Source organism: Candidatus Cryosericum septentrionale (genome assembly GCF_003570995.1).
In the GTDB taxonomy this organism is placed as follows: Bacteria; Caldisericota; Caldisericia; order Cryosericales; family Cryosericaceae; genus Cryosericum; species Cryosericum septentrionale.
On sequence record NZ_QXIY01000035.1, the window covers coordinates 36,215 to 49,966 of the forward strand.

Genomic DNA, 13,752 nt, shown 5'->3' on the forward strand with positions numbered 1-13,752 from the left:
ATCCGTAAGTCTGGTCTAGTCCTTGGCCTTCTCGGTGGTTCCTGTGAGCCAGGCGTGGATGGCACGTGCGGCCTTGCGGCCCTGACCCATGGCCAGGATGACTGTCGCAGCACCCAGCACGATGTCGCCACCAGCGAAGACTCCCGGGACCGACGTCTCCATGGTGTCTTCGTCGGTGATGATGCCCCCGTGCCTGTTCATCTGCAGACCCGGGAGGGCGGCGGGGATAAGCGGGTTGGGGTTGTTGCCGATACCCACGACGATGACGTCCGCAGGGACATTGCTGGTCTGGCCGGCTATGGGCAAGGGACGCCTGCGACCGGATGCGTCCGGTTCCCCGAGTTGCATCTTCTGCACAGTCAGGCCGGTGACCCATCCCTCACGGTTGCCGAGGATCTCCACGGGGTTCTGGAGAAAATGGAACTCGACTCCCTCCTGGATCGCATGATGATATTCTTCTTTGCGGGCGGGCATCTCCTCCTCCGAGCGTCGATAGATGACCATGACCTTGAGAGCTCCCAGCCGCAGTGCTGTCCTGGCCGAGTCCATGGCGACATTGCCGCCGCCCAGGACCGCCACGGACTTACCACGCAGGATGGGAGTGTCAGAGTTCTCGTCGTAGGCGTGCATGAGGTTGGCGCGCGTCAGGTACTCGTTGGCGGAATACACGCCAAGCAGGCTCTCGCCTGGGATGTGCAGGAAATTGGGAAGGCCGGCGCCACTCCCGATGAAAATGGCGTCGTAGTCCTTGCGCACTTCGTCGACCGTGATGGACTTGCCGATGACCGTGTTGTACTGGAAATCGACGCCGAGCTTGGCCAGGTAGGCAACCTCTTGATAGACGATCTCCTTTGGCAGGCGGAACTCGGGGATGCCATACCCCAGGACGCCTCCCGGCATATGCAGTGCTTCGAACACGGTGACGGCGTGACCCAGCTTGATGAGGTCGCCGGCCACGGTGAGTCCTGCGGGACCGCTGCCGATGACGGCTACTCGCTTGCCGCTCGAGGGTGGAATCTGAGGGATGACTGCCGCGTGGTTCTCCCGTTCCCAGTCGGCCAGGAATCGTTCCAGTTTGCCGATCTGCACAGCCTGCCCGACGTCCCGGTGCGCCTTGCCTACCGTGCAGTTCTTCTGGCACTGGTCTTCCTGGGGGCAGACGCGCCCGCAGACGGCTGGCAGCAGGTTGGTCCCCTTGATGATTCCTATCCCGGCGAGCTCGTCGCCGGACTCGATGGCCTGGATGAACTCAGGAATGCGCACGCCGACGGGGCACCCTTCGACACAAGGCTGGTTGGTGCAATGAAGGCAGCGCTGCGCTTCCTGCAACGCCATCTCGGGTGTGAACCCCAGTGGCACCTCGCGGACGTTGTGGACGCGTTCGGCAGGGTCCTGCTCGGGCATGACGACGGGTGGCAGCTTGAACCGAGTGGCAGCGTTCATCGTGACTCGCCGGCGTCCAGACCGACGCGGCACTCGTGGTCATAGCGGTCAGCAGCAACCTGCTCCGCTGTGCGGTAGGTCCCGAGACGGCGGATCATGCTGTCCCAGTCTACTACGTGCGCATCGAACTCCGGGCCGTCCACGCAGGCGAACTTGATCTCGCCGCTCACGGTGACACGGCATCCGCCGCACAATCCAGTCCCGTCGATCATGATGGGGTTCAGGGAGGCCATCGTGGGAATGCCGAGTTCTTTAGTGAGAAGAGACGTGAACTTCATCATGAGAGGGGGACCGATGACGACAGCCTGGTCGATGTGGGTCCCGTCGCTCATCAGAGAGCGAATCGCGTCGGTCACGAGTCCCTTGGTGCCGTATGACCCGTCGTCGGTCGTGACGATGAGCTCATCGCTGACATTACGCATGTCGTCTTCGAGGATGAGCAGGTCGTGCGCTCTGGCTCCGAGGACTGTGATGACACGGTTGCGGGCTTCCTTCATGCCCTTCGCGATAGGGTAGAGCGGGGCTATTCCGATACCGCCGCCCACGCATAGCACGGTTCCGAACCGCTGGATATGCGTCGGTCTGCCCAAGGGGCCCACGATGTCGTGGATGGCATTTCCGGGTCTGAGCATGGCCATCTCACGCGTGGTCTTGCCCACGGACTGGACAATCAGCGAAATGGTCCCCATCTCGGGGTTTGCGTCGGCAATCGTCAGTGGAATCCGCTCACCGTGGTCCGTCACACGGATGATGACAAACTGCCCGGGTTTTCTGTGCGTTGCGACGAGTGGTGCGTCGACGACATATCTGACGACGTTGCGTCCGAGCTCTTCTCTTTTGCGGATCGTATTCATGCATGCCTCTTGGTTTTCGTCGTATATGACTTCGTTACAGTATATTCCGAAAAGGCGGGAGGCATCAGACTAGTTACTGCGAAGACGCCGGGAGCTGAGGGTGCGTGCGGAAGAACTGGAGAGCAGACAACCGAAGCCGTCCGCTCTCCGAGGAAGGTTGGGTGGTGAGGGAAAGCCGCAGCCTTTCCTTCCGTGACCGTGCACAATCATACGTAGTGCGACATCTGATGCAAGCAAGGCCGTGTGATAGGCTTCATCACAATCTGTTAAGGTTTGATGGCGCCAAAATTCTCATGAAGACTGACATCTGCCGGCTGCTCCGACAGGACGGCGTGGCTGTTCACAGGTTTGCAGTTCTTTCCCAATTGTCGTATAACCTAGTCTAGAGAGGAGCGGACGTGAGCGAGAAAACAGACAGACTGCAGGCAGCGACGGATACGGTGACCGCCATAGCGGCCAGCGTCGAGACCGTGGTGCGGGGCAAGCATGAGCAGGTCTTGTTGGCCCTGGTTCCCATGATCGCAGGTGGACACCTGCTCCTGCAAGACGTGCCGGGCGTCGGAAAGTCGACGCTTGCACAGGCGCTGGGGCAATCCATCGGCGCTTCCTACAGCCGCATCCAGTTCACGTCCGACCTTCTGCCCGCCGATATCCTCGGCGTCAACATCTATGAGGCTGCTACCGGGCAGTTCCGGTTCCGACGCGGCCCGATCTTTGCGAACGTCGTCATGGCCGATGAGATCAACAGGGCCAGCCCCAAGACCCAGTCCGCGCTTCTCGAGGCCATGAACGATCGACGCATCACCATCGACGGGACGACATGGGAGTTGCCGGACCCGTTCTTCGTCATCGCCACGCAGAATCCCATCGAGTATGCGGGCACCTATCCTCTTCCTGAGAGCGAGCTGGACCGCTTCCAGCTGTGCATGGGCATTGGATACCCGGACGTCGAGGCGGAACGCAGGATCCTGACCGAACGCCCTGTACGGCAGCATTCCATCAATCTGCAGCCGGTAGCCTCGGTCCAACAGGTGCTGGACGCACAGGCTGCGGTCGACGAAGTGACGGTGGCGCCGGCGATGCTGGACTACGTCCTCGCGTTTGCGCGCGCGACCCGCTCCGAGACGCTGTTCGAGGTCGGCGTCAGCCCCCGGGGCGCGATCGATCTGCTCAAGGCAGTTCGCGCATGGGCGCTGCTTCAGGGACGCACGTTCGTCGTCCCTGACGACGTCAAGACGATGGCTCCCTACGTGACATCTCACCGTATCCTGCGTCGCGGCAGTCGAAAAGGGGCATCGCGCGCCGATATCGACCGCATCTTTGAGCAGGTGCCGGCGCCTGTGTGACGGGGGTCTCCGGCAGCCGGAGCGCCATGAGTCTGGTCGAGGTGCGATTCAGGAAGTACCACCGGGCTGAACGATTGACGCGCAGCGGCCTGTTGTTTTTCCTTGCCATCATCGGCATCGGGGCGGTCGCCATCAACTCGGGCAACAACCTTCTGTATCTCGTCTTTAGTGCACTCCTTTCTGCACTCATCTTCTCGGGACTGCTGTCGGTCGCCAACCTTCGCCGTCTCGATGTCTCGCTCGACACGGTGGACGAGATCTATGCAGGCCGTCCGGCATCGTTGGCCGTCCGGGTTCGCAATACCGGTTCGTTCCCGTTGTTCTTCGCACGCGTCAGTGTCCGGGCGGATGGAGACACTGTATCGCTGAGTGTTCCCTTTGTGGGCGCTCGTTCTGCCGTGGAACTTCCGCTCACCCTTACCCTGCCCACGCGTGGGCGTGTGACGGGACTGCGGGCGGACATTGCGTCCACGTTCCCGTTCGGTATCGTCGAGATGCGAAGAGACGTAGCTGTCGGTGGCGAACTGATCGTGTACCCGCAGGTCCACCCTATCCTTCTGCAGCAGCAGGACGAACAGGGTGAGCACCGTCTCGAGAGGGCGAGGGCAGGCGACGACGGCGATTTCTTCTCTCTACGCAGGTACCATGCGGGAGACGATTCTCGCCACATCGACTGGAAAGTGTCGGCGCGGAGGGGCGATCCCTACGTCGTGGAGCAGGAAGCCAGGTATCAGCAGGAGACCGTGTTCTACCTCGACACGGCAAGGGGCGCCTGGCCTGACAGCCAGGCGTTCGAACTGGGCGTCTCGAAGATTGCGAGTGGCCTGACGTCGGTCTTCGAGTCCGGAGAGGCTATCGCGCTTGCGCTTCCCGGATCGTTCCTGGACGGACGTGACCGCAGGGCGTGGCAGCAGGCAATGGAACTGATGGCCCTTACGGAACTCACCGAGGACCCACCCCATCCTGGACCTCTGCACAGCTTCACGCACGAAGACATTAGCTTCGTGAACGGTGCCCCATGAGGAGTTCGCTGGACATCCGCCGCATGCTGGGGTTCCTGCTCGGCCTTACGGCGTGTGGGTTTCTGTCCATCGTCGAGCCCTGGTATGCTCTGTATGCTGTCGCATTCGTCGTGGCCCTGCTCCTGGCCGGGCACGTTCATGGGCGCTGGGGACGGCGTGCCTTCGAAGCACTCCCCCTCGTCTGGTTCCTCGTCCTCATGGTCCTGGGGACCCAGCTTTTCGCCCTCCTGGCGCAGGCGATGCTGGCAGCAATGGCGTGCCGATTCGTCCTGACGGACAATACCCGTGACTATCAGGGGCTGGTGCTCATCGCTGTCTTCGTAACTGTCCTGTCTGCCGCCGGGTCCATCTCGGTGGCGTTCGGGCTTCTGCTGCTCGCTGAGTTTCTGATCGCGACTGTCCTGCTGATCATGGCCCAGTTCGAAGGCAGAGTCCCGCATATCACCCGGGGATTCTATAGTGCCATCGTCGTGTCTGCGCTCGTGTCGTTTGTGTTTGCGTTTGGCGTGTTCTTCGCCCTTCCGCGGTGGACACTGGGCTATATCAAGGGCAGTCCTGCGCTGGCGACCCAGACGACAGGTTTCTCCAAGGACGTCACGATCACCCCTGGGGAGGTGCAGCAGGACAATACCGTTGTCATGCGTGTCGAGCCCGGGAAGGGTGGGTCCCGGTTGCCCCTGCCCGCCTACATCTCGGGCATGCGCTACACGACCTTCAGTGGCAGGCAATGGCTAGTCGCGGCCGGTCGCCCCGAGTCCGTGTACGCGTCCACCGGGATCGATTCGTTCGTAGTAAGCGACCAGCAGCCCGATACGCTGACGACCGTCTACCTCGAGCCGACCGGGACGGACGTCGTCTTTGGGCTGGAACACATTACTGATCTGCGAGGGCAGTTCCAGTACCTCCGCCGCGACGCAGAGGGCAACCTGTTCACGGATGCGCCCTACTACAAGACCATCCGGTATGACGTCTCGTCACTCGATCAGGACACGTTCCCTGTCGACAGTCTCGTGGCTCGCCGACCGGCATTGCTGGACAGGTACCTTCAGGTCCCAGAGCTTTCGCAGGCTTTCCGGGACGTTGCCGCACGCGTCGTTCGGGGCCTGACGGTCAGAGACAAGGCGCTGGCGACTCGCGACTATCTCCTTGCTAACTATGAATACTCACTGAACCCGACAGCAACGTCGGTCGAGGACTTCGTCGTCAACCGGCACACCGGGTACTGCGAGCATTTTGCCACGTCCATGGCGTTGCTGCTGCGTGTCGAGGGCGTTCGCACCCGCCTGGTGTCAGGCTTCGTGGCCACAGAGTGGAACAAAGCCTCGGGGTATCTCATTGTGCGGGCCAAGGACGCGCACACGTGGGTCGAAGTCCTGGACAGGGAAACCTGGGTCCGCTACGACCCGACGCCCAGTTCCTTCCAGCAGGTGTCGCTGATTACGAATATCCTCGACAACGTTCGCATGGCCTGGTACCGGAACGTCGTCATGTATGACCTGGCCAGGCAGGTGCAGACAGCCAACAGTCTCGGCCGGTTTTTCACGGGCAGCGGCCGTGCCATCGCCTCTGCGTTCGAGTCCTTCCGGACGGTGGCGTCGCGCCTGCTGCGCGATTGGCGTGTCCTTTCCGGTATTGTGGTTGCAGCCGCCCTGGTGTTCCTGCTGATGCGAAACCGCGAATGGCGCAGTCCCGACCGCCTTTCCGCCGCGCTCGAGGGTCTCATGGGCGAACGGCGACGATCGGGAGAAACGCTTCTTGAGCTGGCTGGGCGCGTCGACGCTCCCTCAGCCGTGCTGGACCTTGTCTGGAGGCTCTACCGGCTGCATTTCGAGAGCGGAGTGACTTCCACTGACAGCGAGCAAGCTCTTGCACGAGCGATCCGCGGCGTGCAGCAAGCTCGGGCAACCGCTGGCCCTCAATTGTGAATTCCCTTGGTGTCAGGCACTATGGGGGTTCACAATTGCAGTGGCAGTCCGATCGAGCCTTCTGCCGCCTCCATGATCATCTCCGTCATCGTCGGATGCGGGTGAATTGCTTGAAGCAGCTTTTCCGCTGTCATGCCGAACTGTACGGCCAGGACTGATTCCATGACGAGGTCGGTGGCTTCGGCGCAGTAGAGGGCGATACCCAGAATCTCGTGGGTTTCGGCATGTGCCAGGACCTTTGCAAAACCGATACTTTCCTCCATCGTTCGCGCCTTGCCACTGGCGCTGACGGGGAATGTGCCCGCCTTGTACGGGACTCCTTCTGCTTTGAGTTCATATTCTCTCTTGCCCACGATACTGATTTCCGGGTCGGTGAAAACAACGGAAGGGACGGCGGTATAGACCATGTGTGCGTCGTGCCCGGCGATGTTCTCGGCAGCGACGACTCCTTCCTTCTCGGCGACATGTGCCAGCATGTAGACCCCTTTTACGTCACCGACAGCATACACATCGGGGACGCTGGTGCGCATGTGATCGTCGACGACGATGCCTTTCTTGGACAGAGTGATTCCTGCGGCTTCCAGTTCCGGACCGACGTTCGACCGGCGTCCGATGGAAAGCAGAACGTGATCACCGTGGACTTCCTGCGTGGCGCCGTTCACATCGAGTGCCAGGCTATAACCAGCCTCCGTGGGGGTGACCGACTGGGTCTTCGCCTCGGTGATGATGGTGATGCCTCGCTTCTTGAGGGTTGCAGCGAGGGCCAGTGCCACGTCCTCATCCTCAATAGGCAGGATATGTGGCATCAGCTCGACGATGGTGACCTTCGTCCCGATGGCGCTGAAGAATGTCGCCATCTCGACGCCGATAACACCGCCACCGATCACGACCAGTTCCTTCGGCTGCTCCCTGTTGCGGAAGACGTCGTCACTGGTCCAGACGCCCGGATCGGTGAAGGGGGGAAACTTGATGGGAGAGCTGCCGGTGGCAATGATGACGTTCTTCGCTTCAACAACCTCGCCGGTCGCGTCGATGCACACGTGTGTCGCATCGCGCAGGGTCGCCCGGCTGGTGTACACCTGGATCTTGTTCTTCTTCATCAGGAATTCGATGCCTTTGCGCAGCCGGATGACGACCTGGTCTTTGCGGGTCATGACGGCACCGAAGTCAACCCCCACGTTATCAGCAGTCAGGCCAAACTTGCGTGCCTCTTGCATGTGCGTGAAGAGCTTGCTGCTGGCCAGCATTGTCTTAGTGGGGATACAACCCCAGTTTGTGCAGACCCCGCCCATGTCGGCCTCTTCTGCCAGCGCGACCGACAGACCTAGCTGAGCTGCCTTGATTGCAGCGACGTACCCTCCGGGTCCGCCACCGATAATAAAAACGTCGACCATGTCAACCTCCGTGAACTGTGTCTTGTATCAATTTATGATACCACCGGCATGGTGATGCCCAAAAGGAGGAATGTGCAGATCTGGTATCTGACACCAAAACTGTGGCTGGACACGTCGCGTGAGTTGGCGTACAGTAGTGGCAGGTAACGTCCGGAGAGGTGAGGATGAAGCACCGACGATCCAGCAGGTGGGCCGTACTGGCAGTACTGACCCTCTTCACACTGCTTCATCAGGCAGACCGGCTGCTCATTGGCCCACTGACAAGTTCTATCATGGCCTCCTTCAGGATCGATGAGGGACAGATGGGTGCGGTAGTCTCGGGGGCACTTATCGTCAGCGGTCTGCTTTTCCCGGTCTGGGGATATCTCTTTGACCGGTTTTCACGGGCGCGACTCATTGCACTGGCCGCGACCATCTGGGGCGCAACAACCTGGCTCTCGGCGCTCGCTCCCACCTTCGGCTGGTTCGTCATGGCACGGGCGGCCACCGGCGTCGATGACGCCAGTACGCCCGGCGTCTATAGCCTGCTTGCCGACACGTTCGATCCGCGCGTGCGGGGGAGGGTGTATGCTCTGCTCAAGACGGCGATGCCGGCTGGGTATGTCCTTGGCGCGGTCCTGGCGACGACCCTCGCTCCGCGCGTCGGCTGGCGGTGGATCTTCGTCGTGACGGGAGGGGCGGGCCTGGTCGTTGCCGTGCTCGTCGCGCTCGTCGTCAAGGACGTTGCACGGGGAGCGACAGAGCCGGAGCTCGCAGGGGCGCCGGCTGCGGCGGCACGGTTCAGCTGGGCGGTCGCGCGCAGCCTGCTGCGGCGAAGGACCCTCGTGGCACTGTATGCCCAGGGGTTCTTTGCCGTTCTGCCCATCAATGTTGTGACATTCTGGTTCTTTCGGTATCTCGAGACTGAACGGGGCTACACTGGCACAGCGTCGCTCTCGGTGGCGACCCTGACAGTCCTGGGACTCGGCGTAGGCTTTCCGCTGGGGGGAGTGCTCGGTGACAGACTGTTCCGGAGGATGCCCCAGGGCCGTCTCCTTGCGGGCATAGCAACGCTCCCAGGGTCTGTTCTGCTGTGCGCGGCACTTCTTACACCGACAACGCAGCCGGTCCTGTTTGCCCTGCTGGCGGCGACGGGAGTCTTCCTGACCTCGTTTGCAGCTCCGAACATAGGGGCGACGATCAGTGACGTGAGCCTGCCGGAGGTTCGGAGTACCGCCCTTGCGATGCAGGGCCTGGTCGAGACAACTGGAGCGGCCCTGGCACCGTTTCTGGCTGGGCTTGTGGCGGATCGGGCGAGTCTAGGGACGGCATTCGTCGTAGTTGTCGCGGGCGCTGCAATGTGCTGGACACCTTTCTACCTGATTGCGCTTGCCAGCATCTCCCGCGATCTGGAACAGACGCGCTCGCAGCTGCGAACGAGGTCCCGGTCCTGACTACAGCCAGGGATTGTCGCCCAATTCGGTGCCAATGGTGGTCGGTTCTCCGTGTCCTGGGAAGATGCGGGTCGCCGGCGGCAGGAACATCAGAGTGACACGGATGCCTGCTAAGAGCTGTTCGAACCCCTCCTGGCTGGTCGTGCGCCCAACGCTTCCGGCAAACAGCGTGTCGCCGACGAACGCATGGTCTCCCGCGATAAGCACGCTGCTGGCCGGCGTATGCCCCGGTATGGTCGCAATGTGATAGGTGATGAGCCCCAGGGGTATTTCCTGCCCAGCAATCAGTGGAGATGACTCAGCGTGCATGGCGAATGTGGACCCCATCTGTGTGGCGTAGTTTGCCACTGGGTCTCTGGCGAGTTCAACCTCCCGCGGGTCCATGAGCAGCGTCGCGTCGGGGAAACGCTTCATCGCCGTGTCGACGCCCGAGACGTGATCGAAGTGCCCATGGGTGCAAACGATCCACCGGAGGCGAGCATTGGCGCTCTCGATGACAGTGGCCACCTCCTCAAGCTCCCGGTTCCAGACCATGCCAGGGTCCACCAGCATGAGCTCCGTCCCTGACTGCACCAGGTAGCAATTGGTCAGCAGGGGACCGACCGGCATGCGCGTGACCGTGGCTCCCGCCATCGTCTCATGAAACTGTTCCATCAGAGCCTCCCATGCGAGATGGTGACAGTATAGTGGAAACACCTCTTGACATACTGTGTGATACATGGTATATGTAGTGCACATGCCATATGGTACACAGTACAAGGATGCGAGGTGACCGGATGAGTGAAGTGCACAACTTTGAGAAGGAGATGAACCGCGGGTTTATTCAGCTCGTCGTGCTTCTCCTGCTGGAGAAACCCATGTACGGCTACATGATCGTCAGGGTGCTTGAGCAGAATGGCGTCGTCGTCGACGAGAACACGCTGTACCCGCTCCTGCGACGGCTGGAGGAGAAGGGTGCACTGAGCAGCCGATGGGACGCCCCCGAAGCCAAGGCGCGCAAGTACTACCAAGTCACCGACCAGGGACGGGCCCTGCGGGGTAGTCTGCTGGAGATCTGGCAACAGCAAGGCAAGGCTATTGAGGCACTTCGACAGGAGGTCGAGTCATGAACGCACATATCACCGAGTTTCTGGAACGCGTACGGCCGTTTCTCGTTGCGGCGGACGAACAGGACGTCCTGCGCGAGATCGCCGGCAGTATCGAGGACAAGGAAGCAGTCATGCCCGGAGGCGATACGGACGAGAACATGATAGCGGCTATCGCAACCATGGGCGACCCTCGCGACGTCGCTGCTGCCTGGTCGACCGCCAAGCCGGCGGTGGCCGCCAACTACAGAAAGGTCCACTGGCTTGTTGCGGGACTGCTCTTCGCGGTGACGGTCGGACTGGCAATCATATCGGCCATCACGGGAGGCAGCACGTTCGTGGTGCCTATCTTCTATGTGCCAAGCCTGACGCCTTTATCGCTGCTCTACTACTTGCCCTTCGCCTTCGTGTTCGACTACGGTCTCGCTTCCATTCTCATCCAGGTGAATGAGCACTTCGGAAACCGTGTGGGCATCGAGTGGGTGCGGGGCATCGTGCATCATGACCGCAAGCGTGGCAGGCCAACTGTTGGCAAGGTAGTCGGCGCACTGGTGGGCGTCGCTGGAATGCTCGTTCTGTACCTGTTTGCACGGTTCAGCATGCTGTACGTCCTTAACTTGCAGGGTCCCGTGCACTTCATGGCGGTCCCGTTCTTCGTGCCTTTTGCCATCTGCCTGCTCGCGCAGTCAGGGGCCGTGTTCGTGGTGACCTGTCTGCAGTATGCCAGGGACTGGCCGGGTTATGCCTTCGTCAGGCCGCTGGCGGGTATGATTGCCCTGCTCGTCGCCGCGACTGTCATCAAACAGCCGGTCCAGTCGGGGCTCGCAGAGGGAGCACTAAGAGGTCTCCTCGTGCTGATCGTCCTCCTGGAGACGTGGAACCTGTTCAAGGGGGTCGCGGAGGCCTTCTTCGCGTGGAACGCGGCTCCTGAGTTATAGCTTTCTCTACAATCGTGGTTCGTTGTGACGCGGCCGTTCATGCACATGATGGCCGCGCCGCGCTATACTATTGTGAGGACCGGCCGTGACGCCGGAAGACGCAGCACTGCAAGGAGAAGAATCCATGAGACTATCCGTCATTGACGCGGAACGCTGTACAGGCTGCCAGATATGCATGTTTGCGTGCACTCGCCGGCTGGGCTATGCGGGAATGGGCAAGACGGCAATCCATATCAAGTCCGTGGGTGGCATGGAACGTGGTCTTTCGGTGGTCGTTTGTCGAGCATGCCAGGATCCCCCGTGTGCCAAGGTATGCCCGGAGGACGCATTGGTCCTGCGCAAGGGCGGAGGAGTCCTTCTGAACCCCTCGAAGTGCACCGGCTGTGGACTGTGCCGGGAAGCGTGCATCGTCAGCGCCATCTTCTGGGACAAGGAAGCTGAGAAGCCGATCATCTGCATGCATTGTGGCTACTGTGCCAAGTACTGCCCGCATGGAGTGCTGGCGCTCGAAGAACGCCGCGAAGAGGTCTCCAATGCTGCCAAATGATCCGCTTGCCAACGTCCTATACGTCGACCTGAGCAAGAAGCGCTCATGGGTCGAGCGTCGCGAGGACCTGTTTGGGAAGTACTTCGGAGGGGCGGGAGTCGCTATCCAGCTTCTGACCGAGAACTGCCCCGCGGGCATCGATCCGCTGGCCCCCGAGGCGCCTGTCGTGCTTGCGACCGGACCTCTGGATGGACTCTTCCCTCTCGGGTCCAAGACCGTGGCGATGTTCAAGTCGCCACACACGGGCAACCTGGGCGAATCGCATGCGGGCGGCCGTAGTGCAGTCGCCATCCGCATGTCGGGGGTCGGCGCCATCGTCATCACCGGCGCCAACACCAATCCGGGGTACCTCAGCATCGAGGGAGGCAAGGCATACTTCCACGATGCCACCACGCTGTGGGGCATGAGCTCCAGCGTGACGGCAGGGCGCATCATACGGCAGAACGAGAGTTCATCGGGTCTGCGCAGCATCATGCGCATCGGTCGTGCAGGGGAGAACCTGGTGACCTACGCCGACGTCAGCACGGAGACCTACAGGCACTTCGGGCGGCTCGGCATGGGGGCGGTCTTTGGCAGCAAGAAGCTCAAGGCCGTCGTGGTATCGGGCAATCGGACGCTTGAAGTCGCGGACAAGGTCGCGTACCGGGCACTCTACGACGAGATCAACACCGCGGCGGTCAGCAGCCCCATCATGAAGAAGTACCACGATCTGGGAACAGCGGAGAACATCCAGCCCCTGTCTGCGCTCGGCGGGCTCCCGACACGCAACGTGCAGGCGGGACGCTTCGAGTCTGCTGAAGCCATCTCGGGGGAGCACTATGCTGAGCACTACCTCGGCCGTCGCCTGGCCTGCTCGCATTGCCCCGTCGCGTGTATCCACATTGCGGCGCTGCGCGAACCCTATCAGGATGAGGCGTACTACTACAAGACGACGATGATCTCCTATGACTATGAGCCCATCTATGCGCTCGGCTCGATGCTTGGCCTCAGCAATCCTGAGCAGGTGCTGAGCCTCATGGACGAGGTAGAAGTCCTGGGACTGGACGCCATGAGCTCCGGCGTGTGCCTGGCCTGGGCGACCGAAGCAATGGAAAAGGGATTGGTCACCGAACAGGATACAGGTGGCCTGAAGCTCGAGTTTGGCAAAGCCGATGGCTATGTCGCAGGCGTCGAAGCCATCACCAGTAAGTCCAACGAGTTCTGGAGCATCCTGAGCCGTGGTGTCGACGCAGCTGCTGCCCGTTATGGCGGCGCCGACTTTGCCATGGCGTTTGGCGGAAACGAGATGCCCGGGTATCACACGGGCCCGGCCGGCTACCTCGGGTTCATGCTGGGAGCACGTCACAGCCATCTGGACAACGCCGGTTATGCCATCGACCAGAAGGAACTGACCAAGGGGCTCATTCCGGCCGAGCAGCTTGCTCAGAAGCTCATGGACGAGGAGCGCTGGCGCCAGGTGCTCAGTTCCCTCACGGTGTGTTTCTTTGCCCGTGGCATCTACACGCCGGAGTTGACACTGCGGGCGCTTGCCGCCGCGGGATACAATCTGACCGCTGAACAACTGGCAGAGACCGCAGACGATATCTATCGGGCGAAGTTCACGTTCAAGCTTGCGAACGGTTTCGACTTCGACAAGTTGACTATCCCGCAGCGGGTGTTTGAGACACCGGCCGTCGTAAGCGGGTTCGACGAGGCATACATGCGGCGCGCAATCGCGTTTGCCGCGGGTCAGCTGGCCAGTCCGCGCGCGTAGTCGCGGCAGAGC

General features: G+C 61.3%; 12 protein-coding genes. 8 read left to right on the forward strand and 4 right to left on the reverse strand.

All coding sequences use genetic code 11. The features are described 5' to 3' along the window. Positions 1-15 precede the first annotated feature (15 nt). Together gltA and SMC1_RS08110 are read right to left on the reverse strand one after the other, a co-directional pair. Entirely contained in the window at positions 16-1,443 is a 1,428-nt protein-coding gene (gene gltA, locus SMC1_RS08105) for an NADPH-dependent glutamate synthase (RefSeq protein WP_119086279.1), read from the reverse strand. Continuing rightward, entirely contained in the window at positions 1,440-2,297 is an 858-nt protein-coding gene (locus SMC1_RS08110; RefSeq protein ID WP_119086280.1) for a sulfide/dihydroorotate dehydrogenase-like FAD/NAD-binding protein, read from the reverse strand. The genes gltA and SMC1_RS08110 overlap by 4 nt, the downstream gene beginning before the upstream one ends. 398 nt (positions 2,298-2,695) lie before the next feature. Between SMC1_RS08110 and SMC1_RS08115 the strand changes: the two genes are divergently transcribed. The 3 genes from SMC1_RS08115 to SMC1_RS08125 are packed head-to-tail and all read left to right on the forward strand — an operon-like array spanning position 2,696 to position 6,590. Beyond that, positions 2,696-3,643, forward strand: coding sequence for an AAA family ATPase (locus SMC1_RS08115; protein WP_207799366.1), 948 nt, complete (start codon positions 2,696-2,698; stop codon positions 3,641-3,643). A gap of 26 nt (positions 3,644-3,669) precedes the next feature. Then, positions 3,670-4,665 (forward strand): DUF58 domain-containing protein, encoded by a 996-nt coding sequence (locus tag SMC1_RS08120; protein WP_119086281.1) that lies wholly within the window; start codon positions 3,670-3,672, stop codon positions 4,663-4,665. Further along, entirely contained in the window at positions 4,662-6,590 is a 1,929-nt protein-coding gene (locus SMC1_RS08125) for a transglutaminaseTgpA domain-containing protein (protein WP_119086282.1), read from the forward strand. The genes SMC1_RS08120 and SMC1_RS08125 overlap by 4 nt, the downstream gene beginning before the upstream one ends. 29 nt (positions 6,591-6,619) lie before the next feature. Here the strand turns inward: SMC1_RS08125 and lpdA are convergent, their stop codons facing one another. After that, the gene (gene lpdA / locus SMC1_RS08130; protein ID WP_119086283.1) at positions 6,620-7,984 is read right to left on the reverse strand and encodes a dihydrolipoyl dehydrogenase; all 1,365 of its coding nucleotides are present in this window, start codon (positions 7,982-7,984) and stop codon (positions 6,620-6,622) included. A gap of 164 nt (positions 7,985-8,148) precedes the next feature. Here lpdA and SMC1_RS08135 point away from each other — a divergent pair, with 164 nt between their 5' ends. Next, the gene (locus SMC1_RS08135) at positions 8,149-9,417 is read left to right on the forward strand and encodes an MFS transporter (RefSeq protein WP_119086284.1); all 1,269 of its coding nucleotides are present in this window, start codon (positions 8,149-8,151) and stop codon (positions 9,415-9,417) included. Here SMC1_RS08135 and SMC1_RS08140 read toward each other — a convergent pair whose 3' ends face one another. Beyond that, positions 9,418-10,071 carry an MBL fold metallo-hydrolase gene (locus SMC1_RS08140; RefSeq protein WP_165849354.1) on the reverse strand — a complete coding sequence of 218 codons (654 nt, stop codon included), beginning with the start codon at positions 10,069-10,071 and terminating at the stop codon, positions 9,418-9,420. Between the two features lie 122 nt (positions 10,072-10,193). On the opposite strand from SMC1_RS08140, the gene SMC1_RS08145 reads away from it, so the two are divergent. The 4 genes from SMC1_RS08145 (at position 10,194) to SMC1_RS08160 (ending at position 13,740) form a co-directional block, all read left to right on the forward strand. After that, positions 10,194-10,526 (forward strand): PadR family transcriptional regulator, encoded by a 333-nt coding sequence (locus SMC1_RS08145; protein ID WP_119086286.1) that lies wholly within the window; start codon positions 10,194-10,196, stop codon positions 10,524-10,526. After that, positions 10,523-11,440, forward strand: a complete 918-nt coding sequence (locus tag SMC1_RS08150; protein ID WP_119086287.1) for a hypothetical protein — start codon at positions 10,523-10,525, stop codon at positions 11,438-11,440. The genes SMC1_RS08145 and SMC1_RS08150 overlap by 4 nt, the downstream gene beginning before the upstream one ends. Before the next feature lie 124 nt (positions 11,441-11,564). Further along, positions 11,565-11,987, forward strand: a complete 423-nt coding sequence (locus SMC1_RS08155; protein ID WP_165849355.1) for a 4Fe-4S binding protein — start codon at positions 11,565-11,567, stop codon at positions 11,985-11,987. Beyond that, positions 11,974-13,740: an aldehyde ferredoxin oxidoreductase C-terminal domain-containing protein gene (locus SMC1_RS08160; protein ID WP_119086288.1), complete on the forward strand. Its 1,767-nt coding sequence runs from the start codon at positions 11,974-11,976 to the stop codon at positions 13,738-13,740. Before SMC1_RS08155 ends, SMC1_RS08160 begins: the two co-directional genes overlap by 14 nt. Positions 13,741-13,752 lie beyond the last annotated feature (12 nt).

What these genes read in the sequence shown, in the direction of transcription:
- gltA (WP_119086279.1), bottom strand. Translation starts at nt 1,443, where the DNA reads ATGAACGCTGCCACTCGGTTCAAGCTGCCACCCGTCGTCATGCCCGAG.
- SMC1_RS08110 (WP_119086280.1), bottom strand. Translation starts at nt 2,297, where the DNA reads ATGAATACGATCCGCAAAAGAGAAGAGCTCGGACGCAACGTCGTCAGA.
- SMC1_RS08120 (WP_119086281.1), top strand. Translation starts at nt 3,670, where the DNA reads ATGAGTCTGGTCGAGGTGCGATTCAGGAAGTACCACCGGGCTGAACGA.
- SMC1_RS08125 (WP_119086282.1), top strand. Translation starts at nt 4,662, where the DNA reads ATGAGGAGTTCGCTGGACATCCGCCGCATGCTGGGGTTCCTGCTCGGC.
- lpdA (WP_119086283.1), bottom strand. Translation starts at nt 7,984, where the DNA reads ATGGTCGACGTTTTTATTATCGGTGGCGGACCCGGAGGGTACGTCGCT.
- SMC1_RS08135 (WP_119086284.1), top strand. Translation starts at nt 8,149, where the DNA reads ATGAAGCACCGACGATCCAGCAGGTGGGCCGTACTGGCAGTACTGACC.
- SMC1_RS08140 (WP_165849354.1), bottom strand. Translation starts at nt 10,071, where the DNA reads ATGGAACAGTTTCATGAGACGATGGCGGGAGCCACGGTCACGCGCATG.
- SMC1_RS08145 (WP_119086286.1), top strand. Translation starts at nt 10,194, where the DNA reads ATGAGTGAAGTGCACAACTTTGAGAAGGAGATGAACCGCGGGTTTATT.
- SMC1_RS08150 (WP_119086287.1), top strand. Translation starts at nt 10,523, where the DNA reads ATGAACGCACATATCACCGAGTTTCTGGAACGCGTACGGCCGTTTCTC.
- SMC1_RS08155 (WP_165849355.1), top strand. Translation starts at nt 11,565, where the DNA reads ATGAGACTATCCGTCATTGACGCGGAACGCTGTACAGGCTGCCAGATA.
- SMC1_RS08160 (WP_119086288.1), top strand. Translation starts at nt 11,974, where the DNA reads ATGCTGCCAAATGATCCGCTTGCCAACGTCCTATACGTCGACCTGAGC.